Below are 21,739 nucleotides of genomic sequence, written 5' to 3' on the forward strand. Positions count from 1 at the left end.
CAGAGTGCACGCCGCAGGGGCCGTGCTGGCCCTGGCCGCCCTGTCGGTGACGGCGTGCGGTCACGACTTCGACCAGGTCAAGCTCACCATGGTGGCGGGCAGCGACACGGGCGTCTACTACCGGCTCAGCACCGCGCTGGCCGACGCCTGGACGCGCGACCCGGGCATCCCGCGCCCGCAGGTCGTGGCCACCGCCGGTTCGGTGGACAACCTGGAACGGCTGCGCACCGGCCAGGCCCAGGTGGGGTTCTCGGCGGCCGACGCGGCGGAGGAGGCGCAGGCCGGCACCGGCGGGCACCGGCTCTACGCGCTGGCCCGGATGCACGACGACTACCTCCAGCTCGCCGTGCGCGCCGACCTCCCGGCGACCAAGCTGACCGACCTCAAGGGCCTGCGGGTCTCGCTCGGCGCGCGCGACTCGGGCGTGAAGCTGATCGCCGAACGCCTGCTGCGCTCGGCGAACCTGTCGCCGACCGACGACCTGCAACCGCGCTACCTCGACCTCAACGCCACCACGGACGCGATGCGCGAAGGCGCGCTGGACGCGTTCTTCTGGTCCGGCGGCGTGCCGACGACCGGTGTGACGACGCTCGCCACGACCGTGCGGCTGCGGATGCTCGACCTGGGCGACGTGCTGCCGAACCTGCGCCGGCTCTACCCGGTCTACGGGTCGGCGACGCTGCCCGCGTCGGCCTACGAGCTGCCCGGCGGGCCGGTGGCCAAACCGGTCACCACGCTGGTCGTGCGCAACTTCCTGCTGGTCACCGACGCGATGCCGGAGGACGTGGCGGCGGCGCTGCTGCGCGGGTTGTTCAAGGCGCAGCCGGAGCTGGTCGCGGTCAGCCCGGTGGCCCGGTCGATCGAGGTCAGATCGGCGATCGAGACCACCCCGCTGCCGCTGCACCCCGGCGCGAAGACCTACTACCGCGACGTGAAGGTCTAGCCGTTCGGCCGGCCCTCCACCGGGAAGGTCACCTCGACCCGGAGCCCGCCGCCGTCGGGCAGCGACAGCCGCACCTCGCCGCCCACCCGCTCCACGATCTGCCGCACGATGGCCAGCCCCAGCCCGGACCCCTGGATGTTCTGGTGCGCGGGGGAGCGCCAGAAGCGGTCGGTGGCCCGTGCCAGCTCGTCGGGCGGGAGCCCGGGGCCCTCGTCGCGCACGGACAGCCGGACCAGGCCGTCCCGCCGCCGCACGTCGACCAGCACCAGCGTGTCGTCGGGGGCGAACTTCAGCGCGTTGTCCAGCAGCGCGTCCAGCACGGCCTCCACGCCGCGCGGCGGGGCCAGCGCCCGGCCGCCGGGCTCGCCGTCGAGCACCAGGTGCACCGAGCGGGCGGCGGCGGCCGGCTGCCACGCGGACAGCCGGCCGGCGACGGCCCGGTCCACGTCCACCCCCACCGGGTCGACCGACGGCGAGCCGGCCCGCGCCATCGCCAGCAGCTCGTCCAGGATGCGGTTGAGCCGGTCCGCCTCGTCCAGCGCGGCGACCTGGTGCACCTCGCCGTCCCCGGACACGTGGCCATCCAGGTTGGACAGTCGCAGCTTCAGCGCGGTCAGCGGGTTGCGGAGCTGGTGGGAGGCGTCCGCGACGAACGCGCGCTGCGCGGCCAGCACGTCACCGACGTTCGCCGCCATCTGGTCGAACGAGCGGGAGAGCTGCCGCAGCTCCGGCGGCCCGGACGAGGACCCGACCGGCTGCACCGGCTTGCCGGACACCACCGCGCCCAGCAGCGCGCCGGTCGCGTCGTCGAGCCGGCGCACCGGCCGCAGCGTCCAGCGCACCAGCGGCAGCGCCGCCAGCACCGCGAGCGCCAGCACCAGCAGGCTCGCCGCGAGCAGCAGCACCCACCACCACATCACCTCGGTCCGGGTCTTGATGGTGGGCGAGAACGTGACGACCGCGCCGCGCACCTCGCCGTCCACCAGCACCGGTTCGGCCAGCACCAGGTCGTCCTGGTCCCACGGCATGAGCAGGCCGGGCGCGACCGGCTGCCGCCCGGCGAGCGCGCCCCGGACCAGGTCCGACACCGGGTCCGAGGTCACGTCGACGCCCTGCCCGGAGGCCGCGACGACCTTGCCGGACCGGTCGAGCAGCGCCACCCGGATGCCGTAGAGGTCCTGGTAGCGGGCCAGCTCGCGCTCCAGCACGACCGGCTGGTCGTCGATCAGCGGGCGCTGCGCCACGGACGCGAACCGCGCGGTGTCGGTCAGCCGGTCCAGGAACATCTCCTGCTGCTCGCCCGCCGCGACCCCGCGCCCGAGCGGCACGCCCATGCCGACCAGCACCACCACCACGAGGGTGAGCACGATGCCCAGCAGCCGCGACCGCACTCAGCCCCCGACCGAGCTGAGCCGGTAGCCGACGCCGCGCACCGTCTCCAGCAGCGCGGGCCGGCCGAGCTTGGTGCGCAGGGTGGCCACGTGCACGTCCAGCGTCCGGTTCGCGCCGGCCCACGTGCGGCCCCACACCTCGGCGAGGATGCGCTCCCGGGTGCACACCGCGCCGCCCGCCGCCATCACCAGCGCGAGCACCTGGAACTCCTTGCGCGACAGCGCCACGGGTTCACCCGCCACGGTGACCTCGTGCCGGGCGAGGTCGACCCGCACGTCGGCCGCCTCGAACACCTCGGTGCCCGCCACGCCGACCCCGACCGGGTCGCCGCGCCGCCGCCGCACCGCGTGCACCCGCGCCACCAGTTCACCCACGTCGTACGGTTTGACCAGGTAGTCGTCCGCGCCGGCGTGCAGGCCGAGGATGCGGTCGTCGATCTCGCCCCGCGCCGACACGACGATGATCGCCACGTCGCTCGCGGCCCGTATGCTGCGGCACAGGGTGACCCCGTCCACGTCCGGCAGACCGAGGTCCAGCAGCACCACGTCCACCCCCGACAACCGATCGAGCGTCCCCCGACCGGTTGCTTGTCGGTCTACCGTGAAACCACGCCGCGTCAGCGCCGGGACCAGCGCTTCCGCGACGCGGTCGTCGTCTTCGACCAACAGCACGCGCACCGGCGTCCTCCCAGGTTATTGTCGCCTGCCTGTGACAGAGTTGAGACCCTAAGTCTTGCTCAACCGCCTGGACTGTGGTGGTGACGCACACCTAGGTTTCCGCCATCCCTCAGGAACCCCCGTTGGAGGATCTGATGACCGCCCCCACACCTGCTCCGCCGATGATCCGGATGGCGGGCGTGGACAAGTTCTTCGGGCCCCTGCACGTCCTCAAGGACATCGCGCTGGAGGTGCCGAAGGGCCAGGTCGTCGTCGTGCTCGGGCCGTCGGGTTCGGGCAAGTCCACGCTGTGCCGCACGATCAACCGCCTGGAGCCCGTCGACAAGGGCACCATCGAGGTCGACGGCCAGCCCCTGCCCGCCGAGGGCAAGGAGCTGGCCCGGTTGCGGGCCGACGTGGGCATGGTCTTCCAGTCGTTCAACCTGTTCGCCCACAAGAGCATCGTCGACAACGTGATGCTCGCGCCGCTCAAGGTCCGCAAGACCCCGGCGGCCGACGCCCGCAAGACGGCGATGGAGCTGCTGGAACGGGTCGGCATCGCGAGCCAGGCGGAGAAGTTCCCGGCCCAGCTGTCGGGTGGGCAGCAGCAGCGCGCGGCGATCGCCCGCGCCCTGGCGATGCGCCCCAAGGTGATGCTGTTCGACGAGCCGACCTCCGCGCTGGACCCCGAGATGGTCCAGGAGGTGCTGGACGTCATGACCACGCTGGCCAAGGAGGGCATGACCATGCTCGTGGTCACCCACGAGATGGGCTTCGCCCGCAAGGCCGCCGACCGCGTGGTGTTCATGGCCGACGGCGAGATCGTGGAGGACTCGACGCCGGAGGACTTCTTCTCCGCGCCGAAGTCGAACCGCGCGAAGGACTTCCTTGGCAAGATCCTGACCCACTGAAGTCCCGTGACCGCGGCGCTGGGCCTGGCGCCGCCCCACCCCGAAGAAGAGCAGGAGATTGACGATGAGGGTTCGCACCCTTGCGGTGGTGCTGCTGGCGGGCGGCCTCGCCCTGACCGCGTGCGGCAAGGAGGGGAGCCCCGGCGCGTCGACCCCGGCCCCCACGCAGAAGGTCGAGAGCGACGTCAAGGTCGAGGGTTCCAAGACGTTCGAGAGCATCACCAAGCGCGGCAAGGTCGTCATCGGCGTCAAGGAGGACCAGCCGGGCCTGGGCCTCAAGGACGCGACCACGAACAAGTACAGCGGTTTCGACATCGAGATCGCCAAGCTGATCGCCTCCAAGCTGGGCTACGGCGAGGACAAGATCGACTACAAGGCGATCGCGTCCGCCGGGCGCGAGCAGGCGCTGATCAACGGCGACGTGGACTACTACGTCGGCACCTACACGATCAACGCGGGCCGCAAGGAGAAGGTCGGCTTCGCCGGCCCGTACTTCACGGCCGGCCAGGACCTGCTGGTCCGCGCGGACGACAACTCGATCACCGGCCCGGAGACCCTCAAGGGCAAGAAGGTCTGCTCGGTGACCGGCTCCACCCCGATCAAGAACATCAAGGACAAGGGGTACACGGAGCCGGAGAACATCTCCGAGTACCAGAACTACTCCCAGTGCGTGGCGAAGCTCGCCGAGGGCGCGATCGACGCGGTGACCACCGACGACGCGATCCTCAAGGGCTACGCGGCCGAGGAGAAGGACAAGTTCAAGGTCGTCGGCAAGCCGTTCTCCAACGAGCCCTACGGCATCGGCCTGGCCAAGGACGACAAGCCGCTGCGGGACAAGGTGAACGACATCCTGCAGACCGCGATCGACGACGGCACCTGGCAGAAGATCTACGACGCGACGCTGGGCAAGTCGGGTTCCCCGGCGACGAAGCCCGTGATCGACCGCTACTGATCACCGCACCCGGCGCCGCCGTCCGGCGCTGATGGTGGCCGGCGACCGCGCGGGTCGCCGGCCACCCCCTTTTCGTCCCCCGGCGAGGAAGTCCGATGAGCATCCTTTCCACCTACGCCGACCTGTTCCTCAGGGCGTTCGGCACGACCATCCAACTGTTCCTGTACGCCGCGGTCGGGTCGCTGGTGCTGGGCACCCTGCTGGCGATGCTGCGGGTCAGCCCCGTCCCCGTGTTCCGCTGGACCGGCACCGCTTACGTGACGCTGGTCCGCAACACGCCGCTGACCCTGGTGTTCTTCTTCTTCGTCTTCGCCTTCCCGCTGCTCAAGATCGTGAAGCTGGACCCGTTCCAGGGCGCGGTCGTCGCCCTGACGCTCTACACCTCGGCGTTCATCTGCGAGGTGGTCCGCTCGGGCATCAACACGGTGCCGGTCGGGCAGGCGGAGGCGTCCCGCGCGCTGGGGCTGACGTTCGGCCAGATGCTGTTCAGCGTGGTGCTGCCGCAGGCCCTGCGCTCGGTGGTCCCGCCGCTGGTCAGCACGCTGATCGCGTTGCTGAAGAACACCACCATCTCGGCGGGCTTCTCGGTGGGCGACGCCGGCTCCATCAGCTACGTGCTGTCCGAGAACGGTGAGGACATGCTGCTGGGCCTGTCCTGGGTGGCGTTCTTCTTCGTCCTGCTGGTGATCCCGTTGACCCTGGTGCAGCGCGCACTGGAGAGGCGTTGGAGCGTGGCCCGATGAGCTCCGTCCTGTTCGACGTCCCCGGCCCCCGGGCCAGGCTGCGGCACCGGGTGCTGGCCGTCGTCGGCGTGCTCGGCGTGGCCGGCCTGATCGGCTTCACGCTGTACCGCTTCTACGACAGCGGCCAGTTCGAGCCGCGCCTGTGGGAGTGGATCCAGTACGAGAACGTCCAGATCGAGCTGCTCAAGCGGCTGGGCAACACGCTGTCCGCGTTCGGCGCGGGCGCGGTGCTGGCGCTGCTGCTCGGCGCGATCCTGGCGGCCGGGCGGCTGTCCGACCACGCGTTCTGGCGGGTGCCGGCGGCGATCCTGGTCGAGGTCTTCCGCGCGATCCCGCTGCTGATCCTGATCTTCCTGTTCTACTACGGCTCGTCGACGTTCGGCTTCAAGCCGACGCCGTTCATGGCCGTGGTGGCGGGCCTGACGCTGTACAACGGCTCGGTGCTGGCCGAGATCTTCCGGGCCGGCGTGCTGTCGCTGCCCAAGGGGCAGGCCGAGGCCGCGTACGCGCTGGGGATGCGCAAGACCCAGGTGATGACGACCGTGCTGCTGCCGCAGGCGCTGCGGGTCATGCTGCCGACCATCGTCAGCCAGCTCGTCGTGCTGCTCAAGGACACCGCGCTGGGCTTCATCATCACGTACAACGAGCTGCTGGACTACGTCAAGTACCTCGGCGCGCAGGGCCAGTTCGGCCGGCCGCTGGTGCCGCTCACGCTGGTGGTCGGTGCCATGTACATCTCGATGTGCCTGCTGCTCACGTGGTTGGCGTCCTCGCTGGAGAAGCGCAACCGGCGCAACAAGAAGGCCGTGGACCGGGTGCAGGACGCGCCGCCGGCGGTGCCGGCGGACGCGTAGCACCCGCCGCCGGGCGAAGGGGGAGCCGATCCGGCTCCCCTTTTTCGTGTCCGGGGGCCGCGCGCCACGTAACCTCGCGGGTATGGCGGAGGAACCCGGCACCCTGGTGAAGGCGCAGCAAGGCGCGGTGGACCACCTGCTGCGCGTCGGCATCGAGGGCTTCGGCCCGTTCAAGAGCGCCCAGCACGTGGCGGACGACCTGCTCGCCCAGGGGCTGACCAGGGACGAGGCGGTGCGGAGCATGATCCGCACGCACGTCGCGGCGGCCGGCATCCAGGGGTTCGCCACCAACCTCGGCGGCCTGATCACCCTCCCGGTGACCCTGCCCGCGAACGTCGCCGCCGCGTACCTGGTGCAGACGCACCTGATCGCGTCCATCGCCGCAGTGCACGGGCACGACCTGGAGAGCGACGAGGTGCGCACGGCGATCCTGCTGTGCCTGCTCGGCAACGCCGGCACCGAGGTGGTGAAGAAGGCGGGCATCAAGGCGGGCGCGAAGCTCACCATGGGCCTGATCGAGCGCATCCCGGCGCAGCTCATCCGGGAGATCAACAAGCGGGTCGGGTTCCAGCTGATCGCCAAGTACGGTACGAGCAAGGCGGGCATCACGCTGGCCAAGGGCGTGCCGCTGGTCGGCGGGGTCATCGGCGGCACGTTCGACGCCGTGACGACCCGGGCGGTCGGCGGGTTCGCCCGGCGCTTCTTCGCCACGCCGCCCGGTGCGCCGCAGGTCGTGGACGGCCGGGTGGTGGAGCCCGAGGTGCTGGAGGGCGAGATCGTCGGCGAGATCCGCTACGACGGGGCGCCCGAGCGCGACTGAGCGGCCCGGCCCGGTGCCACGGCGCGGGGCGGGCGGCGCGCGTTCGCGCCGGCCGGGCGTGATCGTTCCACTGTGGAGGGTTGATCGGCTCTCCGCTCCAGGGCCGGGCCGACCGCCGCGTCCCCGCGTCCGCCTGACTGTCCACATCGGACAGGCGACCGACTGTGTCCTTGATCGCCGGAAAAAGTGCTTGGCAACGCCGGGTCGGACCCGCTAACGTCTGCGTCATGTTCTTCCAGATCTACCTCTGAGGATTCCTCCTCCTTCGCGCCGCACCAGGCTGCCGAGCCGGTGCCGAGCGCTCTTCTCCTGGTGGCCCTAGCGGCTCTTCGACGATCTCTTCCGCTCGTCCGCGAGCGGGGTCGTCAGCCTTTGCACGCCTCGAACTCACCCAGGAGGCGGTCGTATGCCCACCACGCGCACCGGACAACCCGACGACGGTCAGCAGCCGACCAACCGGCGAGCCCGTCGCTCGAACGGCGCCACCCAGCCCCGCCACGGCGGCGGCCGGGTGGTCGTCGCCCCGCGCCACTACGCCCAGCGCCGCCGCTGACCAGCGGTTCCGCCACACCCAGGAGGCTTTCCGATGATCGATCACGAGAACACCGCGAGCGACGCCGAGCAGCCCGGTTCCGAGCCTTCGGAGCAGGAGCAGCCCGTCGTCCAGAACCGCGCGGCACGACGCGGCCACGCCCGGAAGAACGAGGGCGTGGCCAAGGTGCCCGGCCGGCCGCACCAGGCGAGTTTCGTCGGGCGCAGGGTGTTCCGCCGCACCGGCGGCTGAACCCCGCCGCGATCCCGGCGCCGTGACATCACGCGGTGCCGGCGTGCGCGAACCCCCGCGCTCGCGGCCGGCCTCCCACCCGCTGCCGGCGTCCCGTTGCCCCGGGACGCCGGCAGCTTCGGCGTGCCCGGCGCAGGACCGGGCGTTGCGACGACCGGGTGCGCGGCCGGGCCGTCGCGCCCGCTGCCGGGGACCTCTGCGTGGTCGGACACGGCCGTCGAGGTGGTGCCAACCGGTCGAACGTGCTCTTTTCGGGCGCGGACCCTGCCGTTGGCGACGCTCGGGAACTAGCCTGGCCGGGTAGCCCTGAGTTCAGTCGCCACGGGTCGGGTCGAGATCAGGAGGCGCCACGTGAGGATCGCGGACGTGTTGCGGGTCAAGGGCTCGGCCGTGGCCACGGTCGGAGCGGACTCCTCGGTGGCGGACCTGGTGGCCGCGCTGGCGGAGCACAACGTGGGTGCGATGGTCGTCGTGGACGACTCCGGCATCGCCGGGATCGTCTCGGAGCGCGACGTCGTCCGCCACCTGCACGACCGGGGCGCGGGCCTGCTGGCCTCGGCGGTGGCCGACATCATGACCGCCGAGGTGTTCACCTGCTCGCCGAAGGACTCGGTGGACAGCCTCACCGTGCTGATGACCGAGCGCCGCATCCGGCACGTGCCGGTGGTCGCCGACGGCGGGCTGGTCGGCATTGTCAGCATCGGCGACGTGGTCAAGAGCCGGATCAGCCAGCTCGAAGAGGGCCAGGACCAGCTGACCGCCTACATCGCCCAGGGCTGAGCCCGGGGGCGCGTCAGTCGTGCGCCCTCCGGTAGTGCCGGCTGACCCTGGCCCGGTTGCCGCACGACGGTTTGCACCACTGCTGCTGCGGGTGCGCCTTCACGAAGTACCTGATGCAGCGCGGCGCGGGGCAGGCGCGCAGGTTCTCGCGCTCGTCGCCGGCCAGGAACTCGATCGCCGCCGTGGCCAGGTCGGCGAGCAGCCGCTCGGGTGCCTCGGCGCGGTCGTCGTACCGCAGCCGCACCGGCTCCCCCCACTCCAGCCGCGCCGCCCTCGGCACCCGCGCCGCCGTGTCGTTGACCAGGTCGAGCGCTGACCCGAGCGGCATCAGGTGCGGCGCGTCCAGGCGCTCGCCGACGCGCACGGCGTGCGCGAGCAGCGACCGGACCGCCCGGCGCAGCTCGACCACCCGCAGCCGCAACTCCTCGGACACCGGGCGGACGTCGGTCCACGCGGCGAGCTGGTCGAGCGTGGCGAGGTCGTCGACGAGCCCGCCACGGCCGTCGTGCCGGACCGTGCCCGCGAACTCCAACGTCCGGTTCATCCGCACATCCTAATGGACTTGAGGTAGTGATCCCGCTAGGTTCCTAACGGTCAGAGTCGTTCTCACCCATTAGGGGAAGCCGTGGCGAACAGCACCACCGCACCCGCGCGCGTAGTCGACGCCGTGATGGACGCGCACCGCCGCCTCGCCACCGTCACCGGGGCGGTGACCGACGCGCAGGTCGGCGAGCCCTCCGCGCTGCCCGGCTGGACGCGCGGGCACGTGCTCGCGCACCTCGCGCACGTCACCGAGGCCATGGCCCGCCAGGCCGAGCTGGAAGGCACCGAGGTGGAGCCGTACGCCGGGGGCCGCCCCGCGCGCGACGCCGCGATCGAGGCCGCGTCCGGGCGTTCCGCCGCCGAGCACCGCGCCGCGATCGCCGCCGCCGTGACCCGCCTGGCCGACGCGTGGGCCGGCGTCCGCGACTGGGGCTCACCGGTCCTCTACCGGGACGGGGTGCTCCTCGACACGGCGTTCGCGCTGTGGCGGGAGGTCGAGATCCACACGGCGGACCTGGGCCTCGTGCCGCCCGCGTGGTCGCCGGAGTTCCACGACCACGCGGTGGACTTCCTGGCCGCGCGCGTGCCGGACGGCGTCCGGGTCACCCTGGTGTCCACGAGCGACGGTCGGGAGTGGACGATCGGCTCCGGCGCGGACGTGGAACTGCGGGGGAGTTCGGACGACCTCGTCGCGTGGCTGGCCGGCCGCGCGCCGGGGAACCCGCTGACCGGCGAGCCGCCCGCGCTCAACCCGTGGCCGTAGGCAGCTCCAGCCCGAAGTCGTCGCGCAGCGCGGTGGCCAGCTCGTCCGGGGTCAGGACGCGCTTGCGCGGCCCGTCTGCCGGGGTGGCCACCGTGAGCTGGTCGCCGGTCAGCGCGTAGCGGGCGTTCTCGTCGGTGCGCTGCACCAGCAGCCTGCCGACGAACGCGCTCGACGGGTGCGTCGACAGGTAGTAGTTGAGGATCTCGAAGTCCGCGCGCGTGCGCGGGTCCTCGGTGAAGTCGTACAGCGGCACCCAGTCGCCGCTCTGGTACGAGCTCAACGTCCACACCGCGCCGTCCAGGTCGAGCCGGAACGACCAGTCGCCCTGCTGCTCGAAGGCGTCCTGCAGCAGCGGCAGCGGCGTCAGCAGGCCACCGCCGCCGAAACCCACGTCCGCCAACCACTTCCGGTCCACCCGCAGCAGGGCGTGGGTGCGCGGGATGTCGCCCCCGCGACCCAGCAGCACGCGTGCGGCGAGTGCCGTGACCTGGTACCCGAACCGTTCCAGCACGGCCGCGAACAGCAGGTTCTGCTCGTAGCAGTACCCGCCCCGGCGTCGGCGGACCAGCTTGTCCTGGAGCGCGGGCACGTCCAGCGCGATCGGCACGCCCAGGCCGATGTCGGCGTTCTCGAAGGGGATCGACCGCAGGTGCGCGCGGTGCAGCCCGCGCAGGGTGGTGATCGCGTCGGCGTCCGGGTCGGGCCGGAAGCCGACACGGGTCAGGTACGCGTCGAGGTCGAGCTGTTCACCGTTCCACACCCGTCCAGCATGGCAGCTCCCGCTCCGCGCGGGAGGTCGGCTTCGACACGGTCCCGCCGTGCCGAGCTGAAGTCCACAGAGGACAGCCGGCCCCGGGAGGTGCCCGCTCGACCGGGCCGGCGCGGGTGCGGCCGATCAGGCGCGCGGGATGCGCGCGCGGCGGGCGGGGGAGAGGGAGATCGCCACTGCCTGCGCCACCAGGCCGGTGACCCCGACCCAGACGGCGGTCCGCGAGCCGGCCGCGTCGGCGACCAGGCCGCCGATCGGGGCGCCGACCACGATCATGCCCCGGTTGAGGGAGCGGATGGTGGAGTTCATCCGGCCCTGGAGGTGGTCCGGGGTGATGGCCTGGCGGTAGCCCATCTCGGGCGGGCTGTCGAAGCCGATGCCGAAGCCCCACGTGAACTGGGCGGCGGCGAGCAGCGCCAGGCCGGTGGCCGACGGGTCGGCGAACGGGAGGAGCGCCCACGCGGCCGGCGTGATCCACCGGCCGGCGACGATCACCGCGCCGGCACCGAAGCGGTCGGTCGCCGCCGTCGACACCGAGGAGCCCAGGACCGCGCCCACCCCGGCGGCGGCGAAGGTGAGGCTGAGTTCGAACTCGTCGAAGCCGAGTTCCCGGTGCACGAAGTACGCGAACACCGGGGTGATCATGCTGTTGAACAGGAACCACGCGTGGGAGGTGATCGCCATCGGGGCCAGCACGGGGTGGCGGTAGACCCAGGCCAGGCCCTCGCGCACCTCGCGCTTGAGGTTGCGGGACTCGCGCGGCGGCACGGTCTCCGGTACCCGCAGGGTCGCCAGGAGCACGGCCGACACCAGGTAGGACACGGCGTCCAGCAGGATCGCGACGGGTGCCCCGACGACTTTGACCAGCCAGCCCGCTGCCAACGGGCCGGTGGTCTGGGCGACCGCCCGGGTCTGCTCCATCCGGGCGTTCGCGGTGGTCAGGCGTTCCGCCGGGACCAACCGGGGCAGGAACGACTGGTGGGCGGCGTCGTACACCAGCGACAACGTCCCGAACACCGCGACCAGCCCGATCAGCACGGGCAGCGTCAGCGCGCCGCAGGCGTGCAGGGCCGGGATCGCCCCCAGCACGACCGCCCGCGCCACGTCCGCGCCGATCAGGAGCGGGCGCCGCCGCCTGCGGTCCGCGAGCACCCCGGCGAGCAGGCCGAACAGCAGGTAGGGCAGCCACTGCGCGGCGCTGAGCAGGCCCAGCCCGCTCTGGTCGGCGCCGAGCTGGTCCATGGCCAGGATGCTCAGGGCCAGCGCGGTGACGTGCGTGCCGACCAGCGACACCGTGTCGGCGGCCCAGAACCGCGCGAACGTCACGCGACCGATCATCGCAGATCGTCTACAACCGTAGTCGAACCGGTGCCGTCGAACGGCAGGTGCCGGGACGGCAGTTCACACCGGGTTTCGCTGCTGCACGGCGTGGGGACGGATAAATTCACGTGATGCTGCACGAGATCACCGAAGCCGCGCGCGGCTTCCTCGACGTGCTCGACGCAGGGCAGCGGGAGGCCGCGTCCCGTGCCGCCACCGACGACGACCTCCGCCGGAGCTGGGCCTACACGCCCGGCCCGCGCCCCGGTGTCGTGCTCGGCGACCTCGGCCGCGAGCAGCGCAAAGCCGCCCACCGGCTGCTGTCGTGCGTGCTCAGCCCCCACACGTACGCGCAGGTCACCGCCGTGATGGCGCTGGAGGACGTGCTCGACGACCGGGAAGGCGGCCGGCGCGACCGCCACCACGGCGACTACTGGGCGGTCCTGCTCGGGGAGCCGGGCGACGACCCGTGGGGCTGGCGCGTCGAGGGCCACCACCTGTCGGTCAGCGTGGTCGTGGTCGACGGCCGCATCTCGGCGACGCCGTTCTTCCTCGGCGCGAACCCCGCTCGCGTCACCTACCGGGGCCGCACGGTCGCGCAGCCGCTGCGCCTGGAGGAGGAGCTGGCGCGCGAGCTGCTGGACCGGATGGGGCCGACCGCGCGCGGCCTCGCCGTCGTCGGCGACCGGCCGCCGCCGGACCTGCTCACCGGGAACGCGCCGGTGGTCGGCGACGTCGAGCCGCAGGGCGTGACGCCCGCCCAGCTCGCCCGCCCGTCGCGGGAGCTGCTGGTCGGGCTCGTCCGCTGCTACCTGGACCGGCTGCACGGCGACCTCGCCGACGACGAGTTCGACCACCTCGACCTCGACCGCCTGCACTTCGCGTGGCAAGGTTCGGCCAGGCGCGGCGAAGGCCACTACTACCGCATCCAGGGACCGGAGTTGCTGATCGAGTACGACAACACCGCGAACGACGCCAACCACGCGCACTCGGTGTGGCGCAGGCGTTCCGGCGACTTCGGCGAGGACCTCCTCGCCGCGCACCGGGCGGCGGTGGGGCACGCATGACCCCCGAAGAGGCCATCGCCGAGCAGGAGCGGTTGCGCCCGCTGGTGCAGCCGTGGAGCGCCCCGGACCTCTCCGTCCGGTACGTCGCCGGGCTGGACGTCTCGTACGCGGACGACGACCGGCTGGCCGGCGCGGTCGTCGTGCTGGACGCGGAGACGCTGCACACGGTCGACACCGCAGTCGTCGTCGGCACCGCCGAGTTCCCCTACCTGCCCGGGTTGTTCGCCTTCCGCGAGCTGCCGCCGCTGCTGCGGGCGCTGGAGAAGCTGACCGTCACGCCCGACCTGCTGGTGTGCGACGGCCAGGGGCTGGCGCACCCCCGGCGCTTCGGCCTGGCGTGCCACCTGGGCGTGGTGGCCGACCTGCCCAGCGTCGGGGTGGCGAAGACGCCGATGGGCCGGTTCGACCAGCCGTCCCGGGAGCGCGGCGCGGTCACCGACCTGGTGGAGGACGGCGAGGTCGTCGGGCGCGCGCTGCGCACCCGCGACGGCGTCAAGCCGGTGTTCGTGTCGGTGGGGCACAAGATCGACCTCGACCGCGCGTGCGCCGAGGTGCTGCGCCTGTGCGTGATGCGGCTGCCCGAGACGACCCGCAGGTCCGACGCGCTGGGGCGTGCCCGGCTCAAGTAGCGGTTCAGCCCAGGTGGGCGAGTTCCGGGTGCCGCCGGACGTAGGCGTCCAGCAGGTCGCGCGCGGTGGTGACCGAGTCGACCAGGGGGTGCAGGGCGAACGCCTTGAGCGCGGCGGCCCGCGTGCCCTCCAGCACCAGCCGGTCCACCGCCTTCACCGACGTGACCAGCCCGGCTGCGTGGTCGGGCAGCGGGCTGACCGGGAGGGGGTGCGCGCCGGTCGCGTCGACCGTGCACGGAACCTCCACCACCGCCCGCTCGTCCAGGAAGGACAGCGTGGACCCGTTGCGGACGTTCAGGATCGACGTCGTGGCCTCGCCGGTGGCGATCGCCCGCATCACCTCCAGCGCCACGTGCTCGTACCCGCCGCCGTCCAGCGTGTCCCGCTCCTGCTTCATGTAGGTCGCCTCGCGCTCCAGCCGCGTGGTCTCCCAGTCGACCTCGCCCCGGTAGAACCGCTCCTGCTGGTGCAGCAGGAAAGCACCCCGGTCGTCGCCCATCGCATCCCGCGTGTCGTAGTAGTAGTGCAGGTACTCGTTGGGGATGACGCCGAGGGCCTGGAGGAACTCGACGCCGAACAGCCGGCCCTCCTCGAACGAGAGCAACGCCTCGGGGTCGGCCAGCAACGCCGGAAGCAGGTCGTCGTTCCCGCGCCGGACCCCTTGCAACCACCCGAGGTGGTTCAGGCCCGCGTAGTCGAACGTGACCCCGTCGACGCCCAGCGCGTGCGCCACCCGCCGGCACAGGCCGACCGGGGAGTCGCAGATGCCGATCACCCTGGGGCCCAAGTGCTCCGCCATCGCCTCGGTGACCAGGCCCGCCGGGTTGGTGAAGTTGACCACCCACGCGCCGGGAGCCAGCCGGGCGACCCGGCGGGCGATCTCCCGTGCCGTGGGCACCGTGCGCAGCCCGTACGCGATCCCGCCCGCGCCGACGGTCTCCTGACCCAACACGCCGTGCGCGTGCGCGATGCCCTCGTCGGCAGCGCGCCCGGCGAGGCCGCCGACCCGGATGGCGGAGAACACGAAGTCCGCTCCGCGCAGCGCCTCGTCCAGGTCGGTGGTGGCGGTGATCTGGGGACCGTCGGGCAGCACCGCCCGGATGCTCGCCAACCGCGCCGCGTCCACGTCGTGCAGGACGAGGTCGTCCACCCACCCGGCGGCGACCAGCGCCCGGTGCACCTGCGGTACGCGGAACCCGCCGCCGCCCAGGATGACCAGCTTCATGCGTCCCATCCTGCCCGTTCGAGCAACCCGACGAAGGCCGAGGTCAGCGGATCGGGGTCCTTGTGGCTGAACGCCGCCAGCTCGCGCCGCACGGGCGGCTCCGGCCGCACCACCACCCCGTCGAACGTCTCCGGCAGCACGTTGCGCGGCACCAGCGCGGGACCCAGCCCGGCCGCCGCCAGCACCGGAACGGACGCGGTCTGCTCGGTGCGCACCGCCGCCCACGGCTGGAACCCCAACCCCCGGCACACCTCGGCCACGAACTCGGCCAGCCCGTTGCCGGGCGCGGGCAGCACCCACCCCTCGTCGGCGAACGCCCGCAGGTCGACCGACCCGTCGTGCGGCGAACCCGGCGGCAGGACCAGCACGAACTCCTCCACGCCGAGCAGCCGGCAGAACCCCGACCACTCCGGCGGCTTCGGCCCGACCGCCACGTCGGCCTGGCCCCGCGCCATGGCCTCGCGCAGTTCGTCGGTGTGCCGGTGCTCGAACAGCCGGATGCGCACGTCGGGGTGCAGCGTCCGCCACTCGCGCAGGACGGGCGGCAACGCGCCCAGCGTCAACGAGTAGACCGTGGCCACGGACAGCTCCCCGCACTCCAGCCCGCTCACGCGCCGGGCGGCGACCTTCGCGCGTTCCGCGTCGGCGAGGGCGGACCTGGCGAACGGCAGCCACGCGCGTCCGGCGGGCGTAAGGCGCACGGCACGGGGGAGCCGGTCCAGCAGGGGAGTGCCCACGGACCGTTCCAGCGCACGGATCTGGTGGGAGAGCGCGGGCTGGGTGACGTGCAACAGATCGGCAGCGCGGGTGAAAGACCCTTCGTCGACGACGGTGACCAGGTACTCGAACTGCCGCAGAGTCATGAACGGAGTTTATAGCGAGGGTAGAGAACATGCCTTGGACTTATCACTCCAGGTGGCTCGATGATCAATCCGTGGCACTCAACGAACAGGCCCGCGCCGCTCTGGCGAAGACCGCCGGTGCGACTCCCGTGCAGGAGTCGACCGTCTACGACGCACGGCGGGCTTTCCTCGGCTTCAAGGACCTCCAGGGCGAGCCGCAGCCGGCCCGGGTCGACCACCTCTTCGTCCCCGGCCCCACCGCCGACCTGCCGGCCCGCATCTACCGGCCCGCCGGCGACGGCCCGCTGCCCGCGATCGTCTTCCTGCACGGCAGCGGTTTCGTGATCGGCAACCTCGACGTGTACGACGTGTTCCTGCGTGCGCTGGCCAACGCCACCGGGCACGCGGTGTTCGCGGTGAACTACCAGAAGGCCCCCGAGCACCCGTTCCCGATCCCGCTGGACGACTCCTACGCGGCCACGTCCTGGCTGTACGACCACGCGGTCGAACTCGGCGTCGACCCCGACCGGATCGGCGTCGCCGGCGACAGCGCGGGTGGCACCCTCGCCGCCGGCGTGACGCTCAAAGCGCGCGAGAACGGCTTGCGCCTGGCGTTCCAGGTACTCGTGTACCCGCCGATGGACACCGACTTCGACACGCCGTCCTACCTCGACCACGCCACCGGCTACGGCGTGCAGCGGGAGGGGATGCGCTGGTCCTGGGCGCAGTACCTCGGCGACCGGGAGCCGTGCGGGCTCGCCGCCCCGCTGCGCTGCGAACTGCACGACCTGCCGCCCGCGTTCGTGGCCCTCGCGGAGCACGACCCCGTGCGCACGGACGGCGAACGGTACGCCGAGAAGCTCGCCGCAGCGGGTGTGCCGGTGCACGTAAGGCACTTCGAAGGCGCTGTGCACGCGTTCGTGCTCCAGGACGCGCTGATGGACGAGCCGCACATCCTGATCCGCGAACTCGCCACGTGGTTGGGAGAGCTGTGATGCCGCTCGCACTCATCGCGCTGGCCATCGGCGCGTTCGGCATCGGCACCACCGAGTTCGTGATCGTCGGGCTGCTGCCGCAGGTCGCGTCGGACCTCGGCGTGTCGATCCCGTCCGCCGGGCTGCTGGTCTCCGGCTACGCGCTGAGCGTCGTGGTCGGCGCACCGCTGATCACCGCCGGCGGGTCGCGGCTGCCGCGCAAGAAGCTGCTCGTGGGGCTGATGGCCCTGTTCATCCTCGGCAACCTGCTGTGCGCGGTGGCCGACAGCTACGCCCTGCTCATGGTCGGCCGGGTGGTGGCCGCGCTGTGCCACGGCGCGTTCTTCGGCGTCGGCGCCGTGGTCGCGGCCGGCCTGGTCGCGCCGGACCGGCGGGCGCGGGCGATCGCGCTGATGTTCACCGGGCTGACCGTGGCCAACGTGCTCGGCGTGCCGATGGGCACCGCGCTGGGCCAGGCGTTCGGCTGGCGCTCGACGTTCTGGGCGGTGACCGCGCTCGGCATCGCCGGCCTGGTCGGGATCATGGCGCTGGTGCCGCCGCAGCCCGCGTCCGACGGCCTGCTCGGCGAGCTGGCGGTGTTCCGGCGGCCCGGCGTGTGGCTCGCGCTGGGCACGACGGCGCTGGGCTTCGGCGCGGTCTTCGCGTCGTTCACCTACATCGCGCCGATGATGACCGAGGTGGCCGGGTTCTCGCCGGGCGCGGTGACCTGGTTGCTGGTGCTCTTCGGGGCCGGCCTGTGCGTGGGGAACGTGCTGGGCGGACGCGCGGCGGACCGCCGTCTGATGCCGAGCCTCTACGCGATCCTCGCGGTGCTGGTCGTCGTCCTGGTGGCATTCGTGTTCACCGCGCAATCCCAACTGCTGGGCGCGGTGACGATCGCCCTGCTCGGCGTGGCCGGTTTCGCCACCGTGGCTCCGTTGCAGACCCGCGTGCTGCAACAGGCCGAAGGCGCTCCCGCGCTCGCGTCGGCCGCCAACATCGCCGCGTTCAACCTCGGCAACGCGGCGGGCGCGTGGCTCGGCGGCGCCGCCATCGACGCCGGACTCGGCTACACCGCGCCGAACTGGGTGGCCGCGCTGATGGCGGCGGGTGCGCTCGCCGTGGCGCTGGCGAGCGGTCGGCGGGCCCGTGCGGCGGTACCCGCCTGAGCCGTCCGGCAGGCGGCTGCACACCGGTTCGCGCTGGTCAAGGGCCGATCGGCGGGTCTTGTTCAAAAGTCCACAGTGGACTCAACTGGCCCTTGACACGTCTCGCGGCGTAGGGGGAAGGTCTGCACCGACCTGTCCTGCACATGATGGGGGAACAGCCGTGAAGGGTGTTCGGAGAGTCGCGGTCCTGGCGGCTCTGGCAACGCTGCCGCTGGGCCTGCTGCCCGCGGTGGCCTCGGCCGCGCCGGAAGGCCCGGTGTTCAAGGACGGCGAGGCGCAGCCCGTCTTCGACCCGAAGGACGTGGTCAAGGAGAGCGTCTGGGTCCGCGCACCGGTCGACAGCGACCGCGACGGCCGCGACGACGAGGTCTACGCCGAGGTCGTGCGGCAGGGGGCCACCACCCGGGGGCTCAAGGTCCCGGTGGTGTTCTTCAACAGCCCGTACTTCTCCGGCGGCAACGACGTGGCCAACCACAACGTCGACCTGGAGCTGTACGTGCCGAACCGGCGCGGCGGCTACGACAAGCGCGACGGCTCGAAGCTCAAGGCGCAGGCGGACGAGCGGATCGCGGCGGCCGTGGGCCCCAACGCCGGCCCCATCACGTCCGCGCGCTACGAGTCGTACTTCATCTCGCGCGGGTTCGCCATGGTGTACGGGGAATCGCTCGGCACCGGCAAGTCCAGCGGCTGCCCCACCTCCGGTGGGCGCAACGAGACCATCGGGTCCAAGTCCGTGATCGACTGGCTCAACGGCCGCACCACCGCGCGAGACGCGGCGGGCAAGAAGGTCAAGGCCACGTGGAGCACGGGCAAGGTCGGCATGATGGGCGTGTCCTACAACGGCACGCTGCCCAACGCCGTGGCGTCCACGGGCGTGCGCGGTCTTGAGGCCATCGTGCCCATCGCGGCCATCTCCAGTTGGTACGACTACTACCGCGCCGACGGGGCCGTCGTCGCACCCGGTACCTACCAGGGCGAAGACCTGGACGTGCTCGCGGAGTACGTCTACACGCGCGAAGACCGCGAGATCTGCAAGCCGATCATCGCCGAGGTCGCCGAGAAGCAGGACCGGGTCACCGGCGACTACAGCGCGTTCTGGGACGAGCGGAACTACGTCAAGGACGCGCACAAGGTGCGCGCGGCGGTGCTCGCCGTGCACGGCCTGAGCGACTGGAACGTCAAGACCAAGCACGTCGCGCAGTGGTACGAGGCACTGCGCCGCAACGGCGTCGAGCACAAGATCTGGCTGCACCAGTCCGGCCACACCGACCCCGACACGCTGCGGTCCGTCGAGTGGCGGCGCACGATCAACAAGTGGTTCAGCCACTACCTGTACGGGCTCGACAACGGCATCGAGAAGGAGCCGAAGTCGACCATCCAGCGCGAGGACCGCACGACGTGGACCGACGAGGCGGACTGGCCCGCCCCCGGCACGTCGAAGGCCAGGCTGTACCCGTGGGCCGGCGGCTCGGCCAAGGGCGCGCTCCGGTCGTCGTCGGTGCCCGGCAAGCCCGTCGTGGAGACGCTGCGCGACGACTCGTCCAAGCTCGCCGAAGACCTGGTCGACCTGCCCAGCTCCGGCAACCGGTTGGCTTACGGCACCCGTGCGTCGGCCACGCCGCTGCGGCTGTCCGGGACGCCCCGCGTGGAGCTGGCAGTGTCCTTCGACCGGCCTGCGGCGAACGTGACCGCGCTCCTGGTGGACCGCGCGCCGGACGGGACCAGCCACGTGATCACGCGCGGGTGGACCGACCCGCAGAACCGTGACGGGCTGTCCAAGTCGAAGCCGGTCACGCCGGGGAAGACCTACCGGCTCGACGTCGAGTTGCAGCCGCAGGACTACATCGTGCCCGCCGGGCACTCCCTGGAGTTCGTGCTGGTGTCCAGCGACTACGACTACACGTTGCGGCCCAAGCCGGGCGTGGGGCTGTCCGTCGACCTCACGTCCACGACCGTGGAACTCCCCGTGGTCGGCGGACCGGCGGCACTGCGTCGTTCGATCGGCTAGTCGCGTACGCCTTAACGCTCCCCCTTGCGCACACAGCGGCGTAAGGGGGAGCTTTTCTTTCCCGTGTGCGGACTTCCATTCGACCAAAAACGTCAAATGTCATCTGATCGGGTGCAGACAGTGGCGGCCTCCCCATTTCCCCGCCAAAATCAATGACATGACAGCTCCCGTGAAACCCAATCACCTCCGCACGCCGGGCGACGTGATCGCAGCCCTGCCCTACCTGCTCGGTTTCCACCCGGCCGATTCCCTGGTCCTGCTCATCCTCGAAGGCGGCTCGATCGCGCAGACCCTCCGCCTCGACCTGCCCGCCACCCGCAACGACCGCAGGGTCGCCGACGAGTTGGCCCTGTCCTTACGGGGTCGGCCGCCGACCCACGCCGTCGCCGTGGTCGTCGGAGGGGGTCGCGGCGACCCCCCGAACTGCTGCCGCGCGAGCACCTGGTGGCGCAGTTGACCGCGTCCCTGGGCTACGTGGGCGTCCGCGTGACGTGCGCCGCGTGGTCCCCGGCCACGGCGAAGGGCTCGCCGTGGCTGAGCTACGACGACCTGGGCGACCAAGGCGTAGTGCCGGACCCGACGTCCACGACCATCGCCGCGCGGGCCGTGGCCCAGGGGTTGGTCACCCACCGGGACCGCGAGACCCTGGCCGCCTCCCTCACCCCGGACCCGCCGGAGGCCCTGTCCCGCCGCTCCGCCCTGCTCGACCGCGCGGCAGCCGAGACCGAGGTCCACGAGCACGAGGACTTCGCCACCATGATCCGCCACCGGGCCCTGGTCCGGGAGGCGGTGGCCCGCACCCGCTTCCGGGCCGAACCCCTGACCGACCGCGAGGTGGCCGACCTGGCGTTCGCCCTGTCCGACCCGTGGGTGCGCGACGCGAGCCTGGCGGACGCGATCAGCGAGCACGCCGAGGGGGCGGAACGGCTCTGGACAGAACTGACCAGGGCCAGCCCCACCCCGGAAAGGGCCGAGCCCGCCGCGCTGCTGGCGTTCTCCGCCTACGTCCGGGGAGACGGCGCACTGGCCCTGATAGCCCTGGACCGCGCCGAAGAAGCCCTCCCCGGCCACCGCCTGGCCCTGCTCCTCCGAACAGCCCTGGAAAACGGAATGCCACCCACCACGATAAGAGGTCTGGCCGAACGAGCCGCCGCCGGCGAGTGGTTCCCCCGAGAACAACCCGAATAACGCCCACCAGGTTGGTGCGCAGAATGAGGAGGTGAAGATGGAAGGCTGACTTGCCGGTCCGGGCGAGCTGCGCTCCTCCGGACCGAGCGCGGCCAAGGGACTACGAATTCACAACGGTGTTGCGATCCCATCAGCTCGTCGGGACACAGCCCCAACGTCCCGAGTCGTCGCCGCCGGTACCGAGGGCTGATCTGCCGTGCCTCGCCCGGTCCGGATCAGCCTGCCGGCCCACCAGCCCCGCCAGGCATCGTGGGCGTTCACCCCGTACGGCGCCCAAGGCCGGTGCGCGTCGAGGAGCGGCGCGGGGTCCGGGACCCGCTGCGGACAGCGGTCGGCCGGTCGCGCGACGAAGATCCACCTGGCTGGCAGCGGCACGGGATCGCCGTGACCATCCCAGCGCCAGCGCC

22 protein-coding genes and 1 pseudogene are annotated in these 21,739 nt (G+C 72.0%); 16 read left to right on the forward strand and 7 right to left on the reverse strand.

Annotated elements, in window-relative coordinates:
- Positions 1-4 precede the first annotated feature (4 nt).
- Positions 5-943, forward strand: a complete 939-nt coding sequence (locus AB0I60_RS34020) for a TAXI family TRAP transporter solute-binding subunit (protein WP_360737418.1) — start codon at positions 5-7, stop codon at positions 941-943.
- On the opposite strand, the gene AB0I60_RS34025 is transcribed toward AB0I60_RS34020, so the two are convergent.
- A complete protein-coding gene (locus AB0I60_RS34025) occupies positions 940-2,334 on the reverse strand; it encodes an ATP-binding protein (RefSeq protein WP_360737421.1) in 1,395 nt (464 codons plus the stop codon). The genes AB0I60_RS34020 and AB0I60_RS34025 overlap by 4 nt on opposite strands.
- Entirely contained in the window at positions 2,335-3,012 is a 678-nt protein-coding gene (locus AB0I60_RS34030; protein ID WP_360737424.1) for a response regulator transcription factor, read from the reverse strand. It abuts the gene before it with no gap.
- 161 nt (positions 3,013-3,173) lie between these two features.
- Between AB0I60_RS34030 and AB0I60_RS34035 the strand changes: the two genes are divergently transcribed.
- From AB0I60_RS34035 to AB0I60_RS34070, 8 genes are all read left to right on the forward strand, one after another.
- On the forward strand, positions 3,174-3,902 hold the full coding sequence (locus AB0I60_RS34035) for an amino acid ABC transporter ATP-binding protein (protein ID WP_360737646.1): 729 nt from the start codon (positions 3,174-3,176) through the stop codon (positions 3,900-3,902).
- A gap of 64 nt (positions 3,903-3,966) precedes the next feature.
- A complete protein-coding gene (locus AB0I60_RS34040; RefSeq protein ID WP_360737427.1) occupies positions 3,967-4,854 on the forward strand; it encodes a glutamate ABC transporter substrate-binding protein in 888 nt (295 codons plus the stop codon).
- 95 nt (positions 4,855-4,949) lie between these two features.
- Positions 4,950-5,597, forward strand: coding sequence for an amino acid ABC transporter permease (locus AB0I60_RS34045; protein ID WP_360737430.1), 648 nt, complete (start codon positions 4,950-4,952; stop codon positions 5,595-5,597).
- Complete coding sequence (locus AB0I60_RS34050; protein ID WP_360737433.1) at positions 5,594-6,451, forward strand: amino acid ABC transporter permease; 858 nt, start codon at positions 5,594-5,596, stop codon at positions 6,449-6,451. Before AB0I60_RS34045 ends, AB0I60_RS34050 begins: the two co-directional genes overlap by 4 nt.
- 82 nt (positions 6,452-6,533) lie before the next feature.
- A complete protein-coding gene (locus tag AB0I60_RS34055) occupies positions 6,534-7,271 on the forward strand; it encodes an EcsC family protein (protein ID WP_360737436.1) in 738 nt (245 codons plus the stop codon).
- Between the two features lie 406 nt (positions 7,272-7,677).
- Positions 7,678-7,824, forward strand: coding sequence for a hypothetical protein (locus AB0I60_RS34060; RefSeq protein WP_360737439.1), 147 nt, complete (start codon positions 7,678-7,680; stop codon positions 7,822-7,824).
- Between the two features lie 33 nt (positions 7,825-7,857).
- Positions 7,858-8,055, forward strand: a complete 198-nt coding sequence (locus AB0I60_RS34065; protein WP_360737442.1) for a hypothetical protein — start codon at positions 7,858-7,860, stop codon at positions 8,053-8,055.
- A gap of 351 nt (positions 8,056-8,406) precedes the next feature.
- Positions 8,407-8,835, forward strand: coding sequence for a CBS domain-containing protein (locus AB0I60_RS34070; protein WP_360737445.1), 429 nt, complete (start codon positions 8,407-8,409; stop codon positions 8,833-8,835).
- Positions 8,836-8,848: 13 nt separating this feature from the next.
- On the opposite strand, the gene AB0I60_RS34075 is transcribed toward AB0I60_RS34070, so the two are convergent.
- Complete coding sequence (locus AB0I60_RS34075; RefSeq protein ID WP_360737447.1) at positions 8,849-9,379, reverse strand: ABATE domain-containing protein; 531 nt, start codon at positions 9,377-9,379, stop codon at positions 8,849-8,851.
- 81 nt (positions 9,380-9,460) lie between these two features.
- Between AB0I60_RS34075 and AB0I60_RS34080 the strand changes: the two genes are divergently transcribed.
- Positions 9,461-10,141 (forward strand): maleylpyruvate isomerase family mycothiol-dependent enzyme, encoded by a 681-nt coding sequence (locus AB0I60_RS34080; protein WP_360737450.1) that lies wholly within the window; start codon positions 9,461-9,463, stop codon positions 10,139-10,141.
- Here AB0I60_RS34080 and AB0I60_RS34085 read toward each other — a convergent pair.
- The gene (locus tag AB0I60_RS34085) at positions 10,125-10,901 is read right to left on the reverse strand and encodes an arylamine N-acetyltransferase (RefSeq protein ID WP_360737453.1); all 777 of its coding nucleotides are present in this window, start codon (positions 10,899-10,901) and stop codon (positions 10,125-10,127) included. The two genes, AB0I60_RS34080 and AB0I60_RS34085, sit on opposite strands and share 17 nt — an antisense overlap.
- 135 nt (positions 10,902-11,036) lie before the next feature.
- On the reverse strand, positions 11,037-12,248 hold the full coding sequence (locus AB0I60_RS34090; protein ID WP_360737456.1) for an MFS transporter: 1,212 nt from the start codon (positions 12,246-12,248) through the stop codon (positions 11,037-11,039).
- Positions 12,249-12,361: 113 nt separating this feature from the next.
- On the opposite strand from AB0I60_RS34090, the gene AB0I60_RS34095 reads away from it, so the two are divergent.
- Together AB0I60_RS34095 and AB0I60_RS34100 are read left to right on the forward strand one after the other, a co-directional pair.
- Complete coding sequence (locus AB0I60_RS34095; protein ID WP_360737459.1) at positions 12,362-13,297, forward strand: DUF3500 domain-containing protein; 936 nt, start codon at positions 12,362-12,364, stop codon at positions 13,295-13,297.
- Positions 13,294-13,926 carry an endonuclease V gene (locus AB0I60_RS34100; RefSeq protein ID WP_360737461.1) on the forward strand — a complete coding sequence of 211 codons (633 nt, stop codon included), beginning with the start codon at positions 13,294-13,296 and terminating at the stop codon, positions 13,924-13,926. Before AB0I60_RS34095 ends, AB0I60_RS34100 begins: the two co-directional genes overlap by 4 nt.
- A gap of 4 nt (positions 13,927-13,930) precedes the next feature.
- Here AB0I60_RS34100 and AB0I60_RS34105 read toward each other — a convergent pair whose 3' ends face one another.
- A complete protein-coding gene (locus AB0I60_RS34105; protein ID WP_360737464.1) occupies positions 13,931-15,151 on the reverse strand; it encodes a 6-phospho-beta-glucosidase in 1,221 nt (406 codons plus the stop codon).
- Positions 15,148-16,014, reverse strand: coding sequence for a LysR family transcriptional regulator (locus AB0I60_RS34110; protein ID WP_360737467.1), 867 nt, complete (start codon positions 16,012-16,014; stop codon positions 15,148-15,150). The genes AB0I60_RS34105 and AB0I60_RS34110 overlap by 4 nt, the downstream gene beginning before the upstream one ends.
- A gap of 71 nt (positions 16,015-16,085) precedes the next feature.
- On the opposite strand from AB0I60_RS34110, the gene AB0I60_RS34115 reads away from it, so the two are divergent.
- The 4 genes and pseudogenes from AB0I60_RS34115 to AB0I60_RS34130 all read left to right on the forward strand — a co-directional run bounded on the left by AB0I60_RS34115 (position 16,086) and on the right by AB0I60_RS34130 (position 21,332).
- On the forward strand, positions 16,086-16,988 hold the full coding sequence (locus AB0I60_RS34115) for an alpha/beta hydrolase (RefSeq protein ID WP_360737470.1): 903 nt from the start codon (positions 16,086-16,088) through the stop codon (positions 16,986-16,988).
- Entirely contained in the window at positions 16,988-18,136 is a 1,149-nt protein-coding gene (locus AB0I60_RS34120) for an MFS transporter (protein ID WP_360737472.1), read from the forward strand. Before AB0I60_RS34115 ends, AB0I60_RS34120 begins: the two co-directional genes overlap by 1 nt.
- Positions 18,137-18,296: 160 nt before the next feature.
- Entirely contained in the window at positions 18,297-20,144 is a 1,848-nt protein-coding gene (locus AB0I60_RS34125; RefSeq protein ID WP_360737475.1) for a Xaa-Pro dipeptidyl-peptidase, read from the forward strand.
- Positions 20,145-20,301: 157 nt separating this feature from the next.
- Positions 20,302-21,332, forward strand: a pseudogene (locus AB0I60_RS34130) (DUF4192 domain-containing protein).
- Positions 21,333-21,739: the final 407 nt, after the last annotated feature.

Origin of the sequence: Actinosynnema sp. NPDC050436, from assembly GCF_040655415.1 — a bacterium.
Taxonomy (GTDB): domain Bacteria; phylum Actinomycetota; class Actinomycetes; order Mycobacteriales; family Pseudonocardiaceae; genus Actinosynnema.

What these genes read in the sequence shown, in the direction of transcription:
- AB0I60_RS34035 (WP_360737646.1), top strand. Translation starts at nt 3,174, where the DNA reads ATGATCCGGATGGCGGGCGTGGACAAGTTCTTCGGGCCCCTGCACGTC.
- AB0I60_RS34040 (WP_360737427.1), top strand. Translation starts at nt 3,967, where the DNA reads ATGAGGGTTCGCACCCTTGCGGTGGTGCTGCTGGCGGGCGGCCTCGCC.
- AB0I60_RS34045 (WP_360737430.1), top strand. Translation starts at nt 4,950, where the DNA reads ATGAGCATCCTTTCCACCTACGCCGACCTGTTCCTCAGGGCGTTCGGC.
- AB0I60_RS34050 (WP_360737433.1), top strand. Translation starts at nt 5,594, where the DNA reads ATGAGCTCCGTCCTGTTCGACGTCCCCGGCCCCCGGGCCAGGCTGCGG.
- AB0I60_RS34055 (WP_360737436.1), top strand. Translation starts at nt 6,534, where the DNA reads ATGGCGGAGGAACCCGGCACCCTGGTGAAGGCGCAGCAAGGCGCGGTG.
- AB0I60_RS34060 (WP_360737439.1), top strand. Translation starts at nt 7,678, where the DNA reads ATGCCCACCACGCGCACCGGACAACCCGACGACGGTCAGCAGCCGACC.
- AB0I60_RS34065 (WP_360737442.1), top strand. Translation starts at nt 7,858, where the DNA reads ATGATCGATCACGAGAACACCGCGAGCGACGCCGAGCAGCCCGGTTCC.
- AB0I60_RS34075 (WP_360737447.1), bottom strand. Translation starts at nt 9,379, where the DNA reads ATGAACCGGACGTTGGAGTTCGCGGGCACGGTCCGGCACGACGGCCGT.
- AB0I60_RS34090 (WP_360737456.1), bottom strand. Translation starts at nt 12,248, where the DNA reads ATGATCGGTCGCGTGACGTTCGCGCGGTTCTGGGCCGCCGACACGGTG.
- AB0I60_RS34095 (WP_360737459.1), top strand. Translation starts at nt 12,362, where the DNA reads ATGCTGCACGAGATCACCGAAGCCGCGCGCGGCTTCCTCGACGTGCTC.
- AB0I60_RS34100 (WP_360737461.1), top strand. Translation starts at nt 13,294, where the DNA reads ATGACCCCCGAAGAGGCCATCGCCGAGCAGGAGCGGTTGCGCCCGCTG.
- AB0I60_RS34105 (WP_360737464.1), bottom strand. Translation starts at nt 15,151, where the DNA reads ATGAAGCTGGTCATCCTGGGCGGCGGCGGGTTCCGCGTACCGCAGGTG.
- AB0I60_RS34110 (WP_360737467.1), bottom strand. Translation starts at nt 16,014, where the DNA reads ATGACTCTGCGGCAGTTCGAGTACCTGGTCACCGTCGTCGACGAAGGG.
- AB0I60_RS34120 (WP_360737472.1), top strand. Translation starts at nt 16,988, where the DNA reads ATGCCGCTCGCACTCATCGCGCTGGCCATCGGCGCGTTCGGCATCGGC.